The organism is Dactylosporangium sp. NPDC005555 (assembly GCF_040605635.1).
Taxonomy (GTDB): Bacteria; Actinomycetota; Actinomycetes; order Mycobacteriales; family Micromonosporaceae; genus Dactylosporangium.
This window is the reverse complement of record NZ_JBEXDG010000029.1, coordinates 30,490-45,056: the sequence shown is the minus strand read 5'-3', so window position 1 is coordinate 45,056 and position 14,567 is coordinate 30,490. Positions and strand designations below refer to the sequence as shown.

The 14,567-nt window shown below is 74.0% G+C and carries 14 protein-coding genes and 1 pseudogene; 2 read left to right on the top strand and 13 right to left on the bottom strand.

Annotated elements, in window-relative coordinates; all coding sequences use genetic code 11:
* Nucleotides 1–18: 18 nt before the first annotated feature.
* The 10 genes and pseudogenes from ABZS58_RS29135 to nadD form a co-directional block, all read right to left on the bottom strand.
* Nucleotides 19–2,931, bottom strand: coding sequence for a hypothetical protein (locus ABZS58_RS29135; RefSeq protein WP_354786407.1), 2,913 nt, complete (start codon nucleotides 2,929–2,931; stop codon nucleotides 19–21).
* Nucleotides 2,928–3,911 (bottom strand): DNA polymerase III subunit delta, encoded by a 984-nt coding sequence (holA, locus tag ABZS58_RS29130; protein WP_354786475.1) that lies wholly within the window; start codon nucleotides 3,909–3,911, stop codon nucleotides 2,928–2,930. The genes ABZS58_RS29135 and holA overlap by 4 nt, the downstream gene beginning before the upstream one ends.
* A gap of 35 nt (nucleotides 3,912–3,946) precedes the next feature.
* Nucleotides 3,947–5,056 carry a ComEC/Rec2 family competence protein gene (locus tag ABZS58_RS29125; RefSeq protein ID WP_354786406.1) on the bottom strand — a complete coding sequence of 370 codons (1,110 nt, stop codon included), beginning with the start codon at nucleotides 5,054–5,056 and terminating at the stop codon, nucleotides 3,947–3,949.
* A gap of 67 nt (nucleotides 5,057–5,123) precedes the next feature.
* Nucleotides 5,124–5,684: pseudogene (locus tag ABZS58_RS29120) on the bottom strand (ComEC/Rec2 family competence protein); the annotation flags it as partial.
* Between the two features lie 569 nt (nucleotides 5,685–6,253).
* Nucleotides 6,254–7,000 carry a ComEA family DNA-binding protein gene (locus ABZS58_RS29115; RefSeq protein ID WP_354786405.1) on the bottom strand — a complete coding sequence of 249 codons (747 nt, stop codon included), beginning with the start codon at nucleotides 6,998–7,000 and terminating at the stop codon, nucleotides 6,254–6,256.
* Between the two features lie 85 nt (nucleotides 7,001–7,085).
* The gene (locus ABZS58_RS29110; RefSeq protein ID WP_354786404.1) at nucleotides 7,086–7,952 is read right to left on the bottom strand and encodes a DegV family protein; all 867 of its coding nucleotides are present in this window, start codon (nucleotides 7,950–7,952) and stop codon (nucleotides 7,086–7,088) included.
* Nucleotides 7,953–7,969: 17 nt separating this feature from the next.
* On the bottom strand, nucleotides 7,970–8,347 hold the full coding sequence (locus tag ABZS58_RS29105; protein WP_354786403.1) for a hypothetical protein: 378 nt from the start codon (nucleotides 8,345–8,347) through the stop codon (nucleotides 7,970–7,972).
* Nucleotides 8,348–8,406: 59 nt separating this feature from the next.
* Nucleotides 8,407–9,006, bottom strand: a complete 600-nt coding sequence (locus ABZS58_RS29100) for a histidine phosphatase family protein (RefSeq protein ID WP_354786402.1) — start codon at nucleotides 9,004–9,006, stop codon at nucleotides 8,407–8,409.
* Nucleotides 9,007–9,064: 58 nt separating this feature from the next.
* Nucleotides 9,065–9,448, bottom strand: coding sequence for a ribosome silencing factor (gene rsfS / locus ABZS58_RS29095; RefSeq protein WP_354786401.1), 384 nt, complete (start codon nucleotides 9,446–9,448; stop codon nucleotides 9,065–9,067).
* Nucleotides 9,449–9,529: 81 nt separating this feature from the next.
* Nucleotides 9,530–10,123: a nicotinate-nucleotide adenylyltransferase gene (nadD, locus tag ABZS58_RS29090; RefSeq protein WP_354786400.1), complete on the bottom strand. Its 594-nt coding sequence runs from the start codon at nucleotides 10,121–10,123 to the stop codon at nucleotides 9,530–9,532.
* 84 nt (nucleotides 10,124–10,207) lie between these two features.
* Here nadD and ABZS58_RS29085 point away from each other — a divergent pair, with 84 nt between their 5' ends.
* Nucleotides 10,208–10,426 carry a DUF397 domain-containing protein gene (locus ABZS58_RS29085; RefSeq protein ID WP_033365485.1) on the top strand — a complete coding sequence of 73 codons (219 nt, stop codon included), beginning with the start codon at nucleotides 10,208–10,210 and terminating at the stop codon, nucleotides 10,424–10,426.
* A 72-nt stretch (nucleotides 10,427–10,498) separates the two neighbouring features.
* Here the strand turns inward: ABZS58_RS29085 and ABZS58_RS29080 are convergent, their stop codons facing one another.
* Complete coding sequence (locus ABZS58_RS29080) at nucleotides 10,499–11,056, bottom strand: hypothetical protein (protein WP_354786399.1); 558 nt, start codon at nucleotides 11,054–11,056, stop codon at nucleotides 10,499–10,501.
* A gap of 457 nt (nucleotides 11,057–11,513) precedes the next feature.
* Between ABZS58_RS29080 and trpS the strand changes: the two genes are divergently transcribed.
* The gene (gene trpS, locus ABZS58_RS29075; protein WP_354786398.1) at nucleotides 11,514–12,545 is read left to right on the top strand and encodes a tryptophan--tRNA ligase; all 1,032 of its coding nucleotides are present in this window, start codon (nucleotides 11,514–11,516) and stop codon (nucleotides 12,543–12,545) included.
* On the opposite strand, the gene ABZS58_RS29070 is transcribed toward trpS, so the two are convergent.
* Together ABZS58_RS29070 and ABZS58_RS29065 are read right to left on the bottom strand one after the other, a co-directional pair.
* Nucleotides 12,478–13,626: a hypothetical protein gene (locus tag ABZS58_RS29070; protein ID WP_354786397.1), complete on the bottom strand. Its 1,149-nt coding sequence runs from the start codon at nucleotides 13,624–13,626 to the stop codon at nucleotides 12,478–12,480. The genes trpS and ABZS58_RS29070 overlap by 68 nt on opposite strands.
* A 16-nt stretch (nucleotides 13,627–13,642) precedes the next feature.
* Nucleotides 13,643–14,563 carry a GNAT family N-acetyltransferase gene (locus ABZS58_RS29065; protein WP_354786396.1) on the bottom strand — a complete coding sequence of 307 codons (921 nt, stop codon included), beginning with the start codon at nucleotides 14,561–14,563 and terminating at the stop codon, nucleotides 13,643–13,645.
* Between the last annotated feature and the right edge of the window lie 4 nt (nucleotides 14,564–14,567).

Genomic DNA, 14,567 nt, shown 5'->3' with positions numbered 1-14,567 from the left:
CGCCACCGCGACTGTCCGTCAGGCGAAGCGGCCCTGGTTGAACCCCCCGGTCCTCTGCCTGGTCAGGTCCTCGTCGGTGCGCCACGGCCGCTCGGCGTGCCGGCCCGACTGGAACTGCCCGGACGAGAAGTGCCCCGTGTCATCCGCTCGCCGCCGGCCTCCCGGCTGCCGCTGCGCGTGCCGGCCGCCGGTCGCGTCCCGGCCGGTCGCCCGGCCGTTGTCGACAGGTCGCGTCGGCCCGTTCGGGTCGGGCTCGTCGGCGGCCTCGTACCCGTTCCACGCCGCCTGCCCCGCCGCCCAGCCGGTCTGACCACCCCGGCTCGCCGCGGCGCCCCACTGCGCCTGGTCCGCCCAGCCGGTCTCGTCGTCCCAGTCCGCCCACGGGTCGACCGGCTCACCATGCGTCACGTGCCCGTGCCCGTCACCACGCGCGGCATGCTCGTCACCGCCCGAACCCGCCTGCCCTCCGGCAGCGTTGCCCTGAGCGTCGGAGTAGCTCGCCTGCCCGTCGGCGCTGACGTAGCCGACCCGGCCATCCACATACCCCGCCCGGCCGTCGTCATAGTCAGCCTGACCAGCGGCGTAGCTCGACTGACCGTCGGCGTAACCGTTTGCCTGACCCTCCGCGTAGCCTGCCTGACCAGCGGCATAGCTCGCCTGGCCGTCCGCGTGACCGTCTGCCGGGCCGTTGGCGTGCCCACCCGGACCCGCCTGCCCGCCCGTGCCCGGGTGACCGGTGGAGTCCGAGCGTCCCGCGGCGCGGGCGATCCATGCGCCACGGTCGCCCCAGACGGTCTCGTCGCCCCAGTTGGACTGGCTGTCGCGGGCGCCCGGCTGGCCTGTCCAGGCGGCCTCGTTGCCCCAGCCCGCGGCGGTGTCCTCGCCCCATGCCTGCCGGCCTTCACCGGAGGACCCGTGCTCGGCCCGGCCCGGGTGCCCACTCCACGATCCGTCGTTCTGCCGCGCGCTGCGACCCCGGCCGTCACCCGCGTCCTCGGAGCTCCGGTCGTGGCCGTCAGGCGCGTCGGCAGCCCAGCCCGCGGCCGGTGCATACCCGGCTCCTGCCCGGCCGGCGTCCTGTGAGGCTCCCTGCTCCCAGCCCGCCGGGGTCGCACGGTCCCAGCGTTGACCGTCGTCGCCGCGGTCCCACTCCGGCGCGCCGTTGCCACCCTGCGCACTCTGCCAGCCGCGACCGTCGGAGCCGTCCTGCCCAGCCTGCCAACCGCGACCGTCTGAGGCGTCCTGCGCAGCCTGCCAACCGCGACCGTCTGAGGCGTCCTGCGCACTCTGCCAGCCACGACCGTCCGAGGCGTCCTGCCGGCCGTCGTAGCCGTCCTGCCCGCTGTGCCAGCCGCGGCCGTCCGATGCTTCCTCGTCGCGACGCTGCTGGACGTGGCCCTCGTGCTCCCAGCCCGAGCGGGGGTCGTGGTCGCCTGCCTGGCCGGTCCTGTCCCACGCCTCCGTGGCCTGGTCGTCGTGGCCGTGGCGCTGAGCGGTCTGCGCAGCGCGGTCCCAGTGCTGGCCTGCCTCCGCGGGCTGGGTCGACTCGTCCCAGCCGGTGCGGGTCGGCCAGGTGCTGTCGCCGGTCGCCCGGTCCCACGCCTCGTGCTCGCCGGTCCGGCCGTGGCGCCCTTCGCCGCCCTCGTCGGCGCGGACGCGCGACCTGCGGGGGTCCGCGGCACGGTACGCCGGATGCACCCCCGTGTCACCGTCCTGCGGCTCCGGATGGTCGTCGCCGTCGTGGAACGCGGCGTGCGCGCCGCTCTCCCCCGCCCGGACCGCCGCGTGCTGCCCCGAGTCATCGTCCCGGAACGCGCGACCCGAACCCGTGTCGCCATCACGGAACGCACGACCCGAACCCGTGTCACCGTCCCGGAAGGCGCGACCCGAACCAGTGTCACCGTCCCGGAAGGCGCGACCCGAACCCGTGTCACCGTCCCGGAGGGCACGGCCCGAACCAGTGTCACCGTCGCGGAAGGCGCGGCGGGAGGTGGTGTCGGCGGTGGGCTGGGTGGGCGGGGTGTCGCTGGCGGGCGAGATCCCGTATTCGGTGCTGGGCGGTGCCTCCGCCTGGCGGGTGGCGCCGCCCGGGCCGCCGTCACGGGCCGGGACCGAGATCCGGATGACACCGACCTTCTTGCGCTGCGCCGGGGGCTCGCCCACCGCCTGGCGCGTCGCGGTGCGCGTCGCGCCTGCCCCGGCGGCGCTGCCCGAGCCGCCCTGCCGGACGCCGACCGCATTGCCGGTGCCGCTGCCGGAGGGGGCGCCGTTGCCGGCCGGGGCCGCACCAGCGTCACCGGACGAACCAGCACCACCGGACGAACCGAGGCCACCCGGCGAGCCGGCGCGGCCCGAGGTGCCGGCGCCCGAGGTGCCGGCGCCCGAGGTGCCGGCGCCCGAGGTGCCGGCGCCGGAGAAGCTGGACCTGGCGACGCTGCCGGCTGAGGCGCGGCCCGAGCCGGCGGTCGACTCGCCGATGCCGGACTGGTCGCGGCCGGCGCCCGCGGCGCGGGCGGCGGCGCCGGCGCCGGTCCCGGTGGAGCTGCCCGAGCCTCTGGCCATCTCGGCGCGGTCGAGCGCGGTCGTGGTCCGCCGGATGGCGGAGGCCGGCTCGTCGGTGCCGGTGGGGGAATCCACCCGAGTGGATGACGCCCGTTCGGATGAACCCCGGGCGGCGGAACGCGCCTGGGCCCGGACCCGCTTCGAACCTCCGATGGCCAGATCGTTGATCTTGACCATGATCGCGACCACTGCCGGGAGGACGGGGACCGCCCACCAGCTGGCCAACTCGGCGAGTGCGAGCAGCACACCGGCCGCGATCATGCACTCGAACAGCATGAAACTGACGAATCCGCCGATGTGCAGGTGGCGAAGCCGCAGCGCACGCACATACAGCGGCGCCTGTGGGGCGAACCCGTTGCTCGTCGTCATCGTCCTATTCCTCCAGCGCGCGCCGCGACCACTGCGAACACAGCCCGCTCGAGCGCATAGCCGCGGTCGTCCGAGCCACCCTTGACGGCGGCATTGCACTCTGCCGCCACTCGCATGGCATCAACGAGCGCCTCGGCCGTCCAGCCACGGGCTTGGCGCTGTGCGCGTTCGACCTTCCACGGAGGCATTCCCAAATTTCCGGCGAGTTGATATGCGCTGCCCTTGCCCGCGGCGGCCACCCGGGCGACGGTCCGGACGCCGTCGGCGATGGCGTCGGCGATCGGCACGGGGTCGACGCCGACGTGCATCGCCCACCGCAGCGCTTCGAGGGCCGCGGCCGTGTCGCCGACCATGACCGCATCGGCGACGGTGAATCCGGAGACCTCGGCGCGGCCGCGGTAATACTGCGCGACGGTGGCCACGTCGATCCTGCCGCCGGTGTCGGCGACGAGCTGTGAACAGGCCGCGACCAGCTCGCGCAGGTCATTGCCGACGGCGCTCAGGAGGGCCTCTGCGGCGTCCTCGCCGATCTTGCCGCCCTGCCGGCGGATCTCGTTGCGCACGAAGTCGACGCGCTCGCGGTGCTTGCCGATCTTCGCGGCGGGCACGACGTCGGCGCCTGCGGCTTTGAGCCCGTCGGCGAGGGCCTTGCCCTTGGCGCCGCCGGCGTGGGTGACGACGAGGACGACGTCGTCCTCGGGGTCGCGGGCATAGGCGAGCAGCGCCGCGGTGATGTCCTTCTTGGCGTCCTGCCCGCTGTCGACGACCAGCACCCGCCTGCCGCCGAACAGCGACGGGCTCAGCAGCTCGGACAGCTCGCCGGCCAGCAGGTCACCGCCGGGGCGGCGGTGGACCTCGGTGTCGGGGTCGTCGGCGCGGGCGGCGGCGATGGTGTCGGTGACGGCACGGGAGACGAGCAGCTCCTCGTCACCGATCACCAGGCGGAGGCGGGGCAGACCAGAACCAGACACGCCAGTCATCGTGTCACGACCCCCCGACAGAAATTCGCCACGCATCAGCGGGCGGGTGTGGACGGGCCGTGTTCCACGACGGCGAGGTCGCCGTCCGCGTCCCTGATGACGGCGACGTCGCCCTGTTCGTCGGTGCGGGCGACATACGTGCCACCGCGGGCGAGACGGGCGAGGACCACCGGGCTGGGGTGGCCGTAGTCGTTGCCGGTGCCGACGCTGACCAGGGCGATCCTCGGCGCGACCGCGTCCAGGAACGCGGGGTCCTGATAGGCGGAGCCGTGGTGGGCGACCTTGAGCACGTCGGCGCGCAGGGGCGCGTTGTGCAGGCTGAGCTGCTCCTCGGTCTCGGCGTCGCCGGTGAACAGCATCCGGATCCCGGCGACGGTGACGGCGACGACCAGCGAGTTGTTGTTGACGTCGGATCTGGTGCCGGTCACCTGCCGGTCCGGTCCCAGGACGGTCAGCCCGGCCTCGCCGACGGTGAAGGTGGTGCCGGCCGGGGCGTCGAGGGTGGCGACGCCCCGGTCGAGGACGGCCCGGCGACCGGCGGCCGGCTCGGCGAACGGGGGCAGGAGCAGCCGGTCGACGCGGCGGCGGCGCAGGACGCCGTCGAGGCCGCCGATGTGGTCGACGTGGAAGTGGCTGATGATCAGCAGTGAGACCCGCTCCACGCCGAGGTCGCGCAGGCAGCGGTCGACGGGGTCGGCCTGGGGGCCGGCGTCGATGACGATGGCGTCGCCGCCGCCGCCGGACACGACGACCGCGTCGCCCTGGCCGACGTCGCAGGCCACGACGATCCAGCCCGGCGGCGGCCAGCCGCCGGTGAACGCCCGGACGGGGACGGCGCCGAGCGTGCTGCCGATCATGACGGCGATGACGGCCCGGCGGATCTTGCGCCGGCGGAACGCGATGATCAGCGCCGCGAGGAGCACGCCGAGCGCCACGCCACCCCAGACACCGCCGGGCCACGGGAGGACGCCGTCGGGGACGGCGGCGCCGTGGTGGGCGATCGTGACGAGCCAGCGGGCCGGCCAGGCGGCCACCCAGGCGATGAACTCGGCGAGTCCGGGCAGGACCGGCGAGATCACCGCGGCGAGGATGCCGAGGATCGTGGCGGGCGCGACGGCCGGCGCGGCGAGCAGGTTGGCCGGCACGGTGGTGGAGGCTGACCCCGGCGGAGATGGCGGCGATCACGGGTGCGCAGGCGGCCTGCGCCGCGGCGGGCACGCACACCGCCTCGGCCGCGAAGGCGGGCCACCCCCTGGCCCGCAGCGCCTCCGCCCAGCGCGGCGCCAGCAGGACCAGGCCGCCGGTGGCGAGGACGGACAGCGCGAACCCGGCGTCGACCGCCAGCTCGGGATCGACCACGACGAGGACGAGGACGCTGGTCGCAAGCGACGGCAGCACCGCCCGGGGGCGGCCGAGGGCGAGCGCGACGAGGGCGAGGCCGCACATCGCGGCGGCCCGCAGGACACTCGGCGACGGCCGGACCAGCACGACGAACCCGGCGAGGGCCAGCACGCAGATGACCGCGGCGACCTTCGGGCTCGCCCGGCACCACCGGGCGAGGATCAGGACCAGGCCGACGACGATCGCGAGGTTCGCGCCGGAGACGGCGGTCAGGTGGGTCAGGCCGGTGGCGCGGAAGTCGTCGGAGAGCTGCTGGTCGAGCCGGCTCGTGTCGCCGACGACGAGGCCCGGCAGCAGCCCGCCCGGCTCGGCGGGCAGCGGCAGGCAGGCCCGCTGGAGGCCGGCCCGCAACGTGCCGGCGGCCCGCTGCACCGCCGGCGCCGGGTCGACACGGGACGGGGCGTCGGTGACGGAGATGATCGCGGCGCTCAGGTCGCCGCCGTCGGGCAGTGACAGCCGGCCGGTGGTCTCGGCCGTCTGCCCCGGCAGCAGTCCCAGCCAGCCCCGGTCAGCGGCGAGGATCAGGACGCGGGCGCCGAGCTCGACCCGGGTCCCGTCGGCGGTCCGCAGCCAGGTGAGCCGGGCGTGGACGATGACCGTCGGCGACCGTCCCGCCGTCTGGCGCCCGAGCCGTGGGTCGTCGGAGACGCGCAGGCCGAGCTGCACGGTGCGGTGCGCGGCCGCGAGACCGGTGAGCGGCTCGGCGTCGCGTTCGCCGACCCGGGCGGCGGTGGCGACCGCGCCGCAGGAGACGCCGAGCAGCGCCGCGACGACCACCCAGCGGGTCGGTCGCAACGCCCGCACCGGGAGCCGGGCCCAGCACACGGCGAGGGCGACGGCGCCGAGGCCGACGGACCAGCCGGCCCAGGCGGGACAGAACAGGCAGCCGAGCGCGGTCAGCCAGCAGCCGACGGCGGCACCGGCCAGGCGCAGGTCGGTGCTCACACCGTCACCCGGTCCTTGAGCTGCGCGAACTTGGCGTCGCCGATGCCTTCGACCTGGCGCAGGTCGGTGACGGCGCGGAAGCCGCCGTGGCGGTCGCGATACTCGATGATGCGCTGGGCGAGGACCTCGCCGATGCCGGGCAGCGTCTGGAGCTCGGCGATCGTGGCGGTGTTGAGGTTGACCGGACCGCCGCCGCCACCCCCGCCGCTGCCCCGGCCGGGCGCCCCCGCGGCACCCGGCGGAGCGGGGACGCCGACCGGGATCATCTCGCCGTCGACGACCTTACGGGCGAGGTTGAGGCCGGTCAGGTCGGCGCCGGGCAGCGCACCGCCGGCGGCGGCGATGGCGTCGGCGACCCGGGCGCCGGCCGGCAGCTCGACGAGGCCGGGCCGCTGGACCTTGCCGTTGACCGAGACGATCAGCCGGGAGGGCGCGCTGGAGACCGCCGCCACGGACGGGGCGGCGGAGATCGCGGCGGCCGGCGGCGCCGGGGTGACCTGGGGCCGGGAGCGCCACGCGAGGAACGCCGCGATACAGAGGACCAGCGCGGCGACGGCCGCCAGGGCCCGCACGCCCCGCCGCCCGGGATCGACGGCCGCCAGCCACGACCCACCAGCGGCGGAAGGAGGAGAGGTGGAGGGCGGATCCCCCGGATCCCATGGATACGGATCCGGGGGCAGGCCGACCACCCTGGCCAGCCGCCCCGCCGTCTCGTTGTCGTCGTCTGCAGCACCGCGCCTCATGCCCGGTCACGCTAGGACCGGGCACGGACGGCGGGCCGCCACCGGAGGTCCGTCCTGTGGACAACCACGCCCTTGTGGAAAACGGCTACACCGCGTGCACCACCACGGCGACCATGCCCGGCCCGACGTGCGCGCCGACGACCGCGCCGACCTCCGTCAGGTACGCCCCCCGCAGCCGCTCCCCGAGCCGCTCCTTCACCGTGGTCAGCAGCGCATCGGCGCGGTCCGGCGCGGCCAGATGGTGCACCGCGACGTCGACCACCGACGACCCCGCCGCCTCCTCGGCCATGTCGACGAGCCGTGCCAGGGCGCGGCTCGCCGTGCGGACCTTCTCGCGCACGACGACGCCCTGGTCGGTGGTGTGCAGGATCGGTTTCACCGACAGCGCGGTGCCGAGCAGCGCCGCGGCCGCCCCGATCCGTCCACCGCGCCGCAGGAATTCCAGGGTGTCGACGTAGAACAACGTCGACGTCCTGCCGACGGCGTCGAGGGCCGCCTGGCGTACCTCCGGCAGATCGGCACCCGAGGATGCGGCCGCCGCGGCGGCCAGGGCGGGAAAGCCGAGGCCCATCCCGGTCGACTGGGTGTCGACGACGGAGACGGCGCCGTCGAACTCGGCCGCCGCGAGGGCCGCCGCGTCATAGGTGCCGGACAGCTTCGCCGACAGATGCACCGACAGGACGCAGGACGCGCCCGCGGCGAGCTCGCGCCGGTACACCTCGGCGAACGCCTCCGGGGAGGGTCGTGAGGTGGTGACGGCGACGCGGCGGGCGTTGAGCGCCTCGGCGACCGTGGCGGAGTCGACGTCGACGGTTTCGAGGCCGGGGACGCCGTTGACGACGACGGCGAGTGGGACGACGGTGAGCCGCCTGGACGGGTCGTCGGCCAGGTCGGCGGGCAGGCAGGAGGTCGAGTCGGTGACGACGGCAACGGCGGGGTGAGAGCCGGTCATGACGGCACCGTAGCCGATCAGCCGCTCCGGACCGAGGTCACCTGGAACGGGGTGCCCTGCTGGCAGGTGCTCATCATGCCGGGCTGCGGGCTGCCGGTGACGGTGACCCGCTTGCCGGCCTGCAGCGCGGCCCGGTCGCCGCCGATCAGCAGATACAGCGTGCCGGAGGTCCTGAGCAGCAGACAGCCCGGCTCGACCCCTTCGACGACCTCCCCGGAAACGGAGACGCCGGACGCTGCCCGAGAGGGCACGGCGGACAACGACGGCACAGGGGACAACGACGGCGACGCGGAGACAGACGCAGCACCCGAGGGGGACGACGGAGACGGCGACGCGGCGCAGCCGCCCAGCGCGAGCGCGCAGGCGGCGACGAGAAACACGGAGCGAACTGCCATGACCCTTTCGACGCTACCGTCACCCGCCCGGTTCCGCAGGCGGGACGGGGCAGGCAGGATCACGGCAGGTTGTGCCCCGCGAGCTGCCAGCCCCGCGTCGCGTCGAACCGCAGCTCGGTGGAGTGACAGTTGAGCAGCGCCCCCAGCGTCGGCGCGAGCGAGTGCGGCCACCCGAGCAGCGCGCACGTGCCGTGCCGGGCCGCGGCGCCGTGGGTCGCGACGACGATCGTCGCGCCGTCCGGAGCCGCGGACACGATCTCCTCCAGGGCGTCGGTCATGCGCTTGCTCAGCGCGTCGACCTCCTCGACGTCGGCGGCGTCGACGGGCTCACCCCGCCGCCACCGCTCGAACGCGTCGGCCCACGTCGCACCGATCTCGGGGTGGGTCAGCCCCTCCCACTCGCCGAAGCTGCGCTCGCGCAGCCGCGGGTCATAGGTGACCGGGACGTCGACGAGCGCGGCGAGGGCGGCCATGGTGGTGTCGGCGCGCCGCAGGTCGCTGCTGACGAGCACGGTGGGCTCCAAGGCCGCGAGCCGGGGCGCCGCGGCGGCGGCCTGCGCCAGCCCGGTCTCCGACAGCGGCGTGTCGATCTGCCCCTGCACGCGCCCCCCGGCATTCCAGGAGGTCTGCCCGTGCCGCCACAGCACCAGCCGGGTCACGCCGCCGCCCCCGCGACGCTCGGGCGGCGGCAGGCCGCGCGAAGACGAACGGGTGACGTCACGCCGGCGCGGGGAGATCGCGGTCGACGAACTCGATCACCGGGCAGTCCTTCCAGAGCCGGTCGAGCGAGTAGAACTCCCGCTCCTCCGTGTGCTGCACGTGGACCACGATGTCGACGTAGTCCAGCAGCACCCAGCGCCCGCCCCGCTCGCCCTCGCGGCGCACCGGCTTCGCCTTCTCGGGCAGCTGCGCCAGCCGCTCCTCGATGGCGTCGACGATCGCCATGACCTGCCGCTCGTTGGGCGCGGAGGTCACCACGAACGCGTCGGTGATGGCCATGCGGTCGGCGACATCCAGGACGACGATGTCTTCAGCCTTCTTGTCGGCGGCCGCCTGTGCAGCGGTGAGCGCCAGCTCGATGGCACGCTCAGTCGCGGGCACCGGGCTCCCTTCGTCGGATCTGCCCCGGCCTGCTGCGCCGGGCTGGTTCTAGCCTCTCACGCCCGTACGACAGTCCGCCGCTCAGATGTTGTCGACTTTTCGGTACAAACCCCGCTTAGCGATGTATTGCACCACTCCGTCGGGGACGAGGTACCAGACCGGTTTGCCTTCCTCGACCCGCCGCCGGCAGTCGGTGGAGGAGATCGCCATCGCCGGCACCTGGACCAGCGAGACCGAGTCCGCCGGCAGGTGGGAGGCGTCGAGCTCGAATCCCGGCCGGGTCACGCCGACGAAGTGCGCGAGGTCGAACAGGTCCCGGGCGTCCTTCCAGGACAGGATCTTGTTCAGCGCGTCGGCGCCGGTGATGAAGAACAGCTCGGCCTCAGGGCCGTACGTGTCGCGCAGATCACGCAGTGTGTCGACGGTGTACGTGGGCCCGTCCCGGTCGACGTCGACGCGGCTGACCGTGAACCGCGGGTTGGAAGCGGTCGCGATGACCGTCATCAGGTAGCGGTCCTCCGGCGAGCTGACCGCCGACCGGCTCTTCTGCCAGGGGTCGCCGGTCGGCACGAACACCACCTGGTCGAGCCCGAACCGGTCGGCCACCTCGCTCGCGGCGACCAGGTGACCGTGGTGGATCGGGTCGAACGTCCCACCCATGATGCCCACGCGCATCCTGGCATCGTAATGATCAGCAGCGTCGCCCGGACGAGTGCTCCGATTCCGCCGCCGCGCACCGGACGTGTAGCCTCAAGGGCCATGACGTTGTCGCACCCCAAGGGTGCCTTTGACAGCTCCCGCGCCGTGTGGCGCTCCGCCCCCGGTGAGAGCCACGGCAGCAGGGTCGAGGTCGCGTTCGTCGACGACCTGATCGGTCTGCGCAACGGCGCCGACCCGCACAGCCCGGTGCTCGTCTTCACCCAGGACGAGTGGGACGCCTTCGTCGCCGGCGCCAAAGACGGCGAGTTCGACGTCTGAGCAGCGGCCACACAGGGACGACGGAGGCCGCCGCGGAACACGACGGCCTCCCGGACATGGTCGACAGCACAGTCAATAGAGCAGCGACCGGATCGGCGGCATCCGCTCCAGCCGCGGCGCCAGCGCGCGCAGCCGCAGCGCGAGCGTGACCGCCTCCAAGGTCACCTCGGCGTCGGCGCCGGACGGCACCGCCGCCCGGTGCCGGTCGAGCCATGCCGCCACGTCCGGCCAGTGGAAGACCGGCCGCCGAGGGTGATCCCGCACCGGCGCCGGAAACCCGCCGCCCACGGCCGGCGCCGGAGCACCGTCCGCCGGAATCCCGGCGGCCGCCCAGCCGCGCACGACCTCGACCGGCCGCCCGGCCCGCGTCGCGATCACCTCCAGCGTCACCAGCGGGTCGTCGCCGGCGACCCCGGCGATGCCCACCCCCGCCGTGTCCAGGTCCCGGACCCCGGACACGACCGCGTCGACCAGCGTCGGCGCGACCCGGTCGAACGCCACCCAGGCCACGCCCTCGGCTGGCACCACCTCCACGCTGAGGTCGCGGGCCCGGTCGAACAACAGGTCGGCCCGCTCGTCGTCCAGCGGGCCACTGGCGTACAGGCGGAACTGCCGCAACATCATCGTCACCGCCCTCGACCGCACAGCGCGTGCCGCTGCACGAACGCGTCGATGCGTCGCGCGACCAGCTGCCCCGCCACCCCGGGCGGCACCTCACCGGGCACCCCCAGCCATCCCCTGCACCCCGGGCAGCTCAGTCGCAGCCAGTGCCGGTCCCTCTCCACGTCGACTCCCGTCCCCGTCATCCCGTGCATGTCGCGCCTCCCCCGATCGGACCTCCGCTCACGGACCAGCCAACACCTGGATCCGCCGTTTGGGAGGGGCCAGAGAGGGGGCCACTGAGACCACTGCAAGCTTGGTAGAATCAACGAATGCCGCACCGTGCGATGAGCTGGCGCGCCCGCTAGGGGCGGCCGCTGACCTGCACGCACGCAGACAACATCCCCATCCGAGGCCGTCCGTTCCGGACGGTCTTCTCGCATGTCCTGGGACGGGTCGGCCTCCAGAAACCCGAGGAGTCCCCCGAATGTCCCGTCGCATCTCAGGGTTCAAGCCCACCGGCCCGCTCCAGCTCGGCAACTACGTCGGCGCGATCAGACCCGTCGTCCGCGGCCAGCACGAGCAGCCCACCGTCGTGTTCATCGCCGACCTGCACGCCCTGACCGTGCCGCACGACCCCGTCCTGCTGCAGGCCCGGTCGCGCGAGGTCGCCGGGCTGCTGCTCGCCGCGGGCGTCGACCCGGACCACGCCCTGCTCTACCGGCAGTCCGACGTCGCCGCCCACCTGGAGCTGCACTACCTGCTCGAATGCGTGACCAGCTACGGCGAGGCGCACCGGATGATCCAGTTCAAGGAGAAGGGCGGCGGTGGCGGCTCACGGCTGTCGCTGCTGACCTACCCGGTCCTGATGGCGGCCGACATCCTGCTGCACGACATCGACGAGGTGCCGGTCGGCCGTGACCAGCGCCAGCACGTCGAGCTGACCCGCGACCTCGCGGTGCGCTTCAACGAGCGGTACGGCGCCACGTTCACGGTGCCGGAGGCGGTCCACCCGGAGGTCGCCGCGCGGATCGCGGACCTGGCCGACCCGGCCCGCAAGATGGGCAAGACCAACGCCTCGACCGCGGGCGTGCTGTTCCTGCTCGACAAGCCCGACGTGCTACGCCGCAAGATCATGCGAGCGGTCACCGACGCGGGCACGGAGGTCGTGTACGACCCGGACGGGAAGCCCGGCGTCGCCAACCTCCTCGACATCCTCGGCGCGCTCACCGATCGCGACCCGCGGGAGATCGCCGCGGAGCACGAGAAGAACGGATACGGCGGGCTGAAAGCACGACTCGCGGACGCGGTGATCGCCACCCTGGAGCCGATCCAGCGCCGCTACCACGAGCTGACCGACGAGGAGATCGAAGCCGTCCTCGCGAAGGGCGCCGAGCGGGCCGCCGAGCGGGCCGGGCGGACGGTCCGACGAACCAAGGCAGCGCTCGGGCTCACAGGCGGACGGCGCGCTCCCGCAGGTAGCCCAGCGACGCCGGCGACGGCCGGTCGACCGTCGTGAAGCGCGCCGGCCGGAAGTCGATCTCCTCGATCAGCAGGTCCGCCTCGACCATCAGGGCCCACGGCACGTAGAAGACCCGCTCCCCCGGCAGCGCCACCCCGACGAAGTCGACGACGGGCAGCAGCGTCGGCGAGCCGACGGCCCAGACGGCGGTGGTGAACGTGGAGCCGTCCGGCCGGGCGGTCAGGGTGCAGTCGGACAGGCGCGGGTCGGCGAGGGTCCGTCGCTGGTGCTCGGCCACGTCGGTGGCGAGACGGCGGCGGGCCTTCGCCGCGGCGTGGAAGGCGGGGTGGCCCGGCGCCGGGTCGAAGGGCACGACGCGTCCGTCGTCGTCGGTGGTGTACGCCATGGGCGACAGCGGCACCGGCGTGCGCGCGTACTCGTCGGCGGCCAGGTCGTACAGCTGCTCCACGAGGCGTGGCTCGTCGGCGCAGATGAGCAGCATCAGGGTGCTCGGCAGGAACGCGACGGCCCGCCCGCCGACCTGCTCGTCGAGCTCGGCCAGCCACCCCTCCAGGAGCACCCACGACACCAGGTGATCGCCGGAGTAGTCGGGCACGTGCAGCACCGACGGGCCGAACAGCGCGGCGCTGGCCGGCAGTTCGGCGCGGGCGAGGGTGTGGTCGTGCGCGGCCGCGAAGATCTCCTCGACGCTGACCCCCCAGCGGGCGGGACTGTCCAGGTCGACGGGGACGTCCTCGACGAGCACGACCTCGTCGAGGTGCGGCAGGGCGGGGCGGCGCAGCGTGCGGGCGCCACGGGCGGCGTGCCGCAGCGCGAGGCGGAGCTTCGGCAGCGCCTCGTCGAACGTCTCCGGCTGGGCCGGCGGCGCGAGGCTGCTGGCGACGAAGTCCCGCACGAACCGCTTCCGGTCGCCGGGCCTGCGCTGATACTGGCTGAACGCCTTGGCGAGGAACAGCCAGCTGTACGCGTCCTGGCCGCACTCACACACGATCGCGAACTGGGACGGGCGGAACTCGGCGTCACGGACCCCGAGCCTGCGCAACTCCGCCAGCACCTGGTCGGCGAAGCGTTCACGTGGCGATCGGGCCGGTCGGGTCAGCCGTTCAAGGATGCCCACCGACCGAACATTAGCCTCACGCGAGCTCGGACGCGATGGGCTCGGTGGCAATAACGAGCTTTTCGTAGCACAGGCTGAGCGGACTGTGTACGTACGGCCCATAGGGTGGAATCGGTCGGTAACCCGCAGATTCGTACAAACGGATCGCCTCGGGCTGTCGGTTACCCGTCTCCAGCCGGATCAGCGGGTAGTGCGAGCCGACCGCGAGATCCTCCAGCGCCGCGAGGACCCGGCGGGCGATGCCGGTGCCGCGGTGCGCGGGTCGCACGTACATCCGCTTGAGCTCGACGGTCCGGTCGTCGAGCGGCTGGATCGCCCCGCAGCCCGCGCCGGCGCCGTCGACCGTGGCGACCACGAACCGGGCCGCCGCGCCGACCGGGGCACGGGGCGCCATGCGGCCGTAGCGGCCGGCCATCTCGTCGGCGGCCGCCGCGAGCAGCTCCACCACCGCCGGATCACCCGCCGCGCGGCGGGTGACCCGCACCTCCCGGCCGGTGTCGTCGAAGCGCTTCTCGAAGCAGCGGCTGCCCTCGTACCGCACATAGACACCGAACCGCGGAATGGGCCGGTACCCGGTGGCGAGGAACAGGGCGATGGCGTCGGGTGAGGTCACGTCGGTCTCGACCCGCAGCACCCGGTGCCCGCGCGACACGGCGAGATCCTCCAGCGCGGCGAGCACCCGCCGGGCCACCCCGCGCCCCCGGAAGCTGGGGCGCACGTAGAGCCGGGTGACCTCGGCGACGTCGATGTCGGCGGCCAGCAGAGCGCCGCAGGCAACCGCGTCACCGCCCATGACCGCGACGAGATAGCGCGCGGCCGGGTCGACCGCGTAGACGTGGCCGTCGCGGCCGCCGTCCCGCGCCCGCAGCTCGACCTGCTGATCGACCACGAGCGCGATCACTTCCGAGTCGTCCGATGGACGTTGCTCGATCAACATGGGA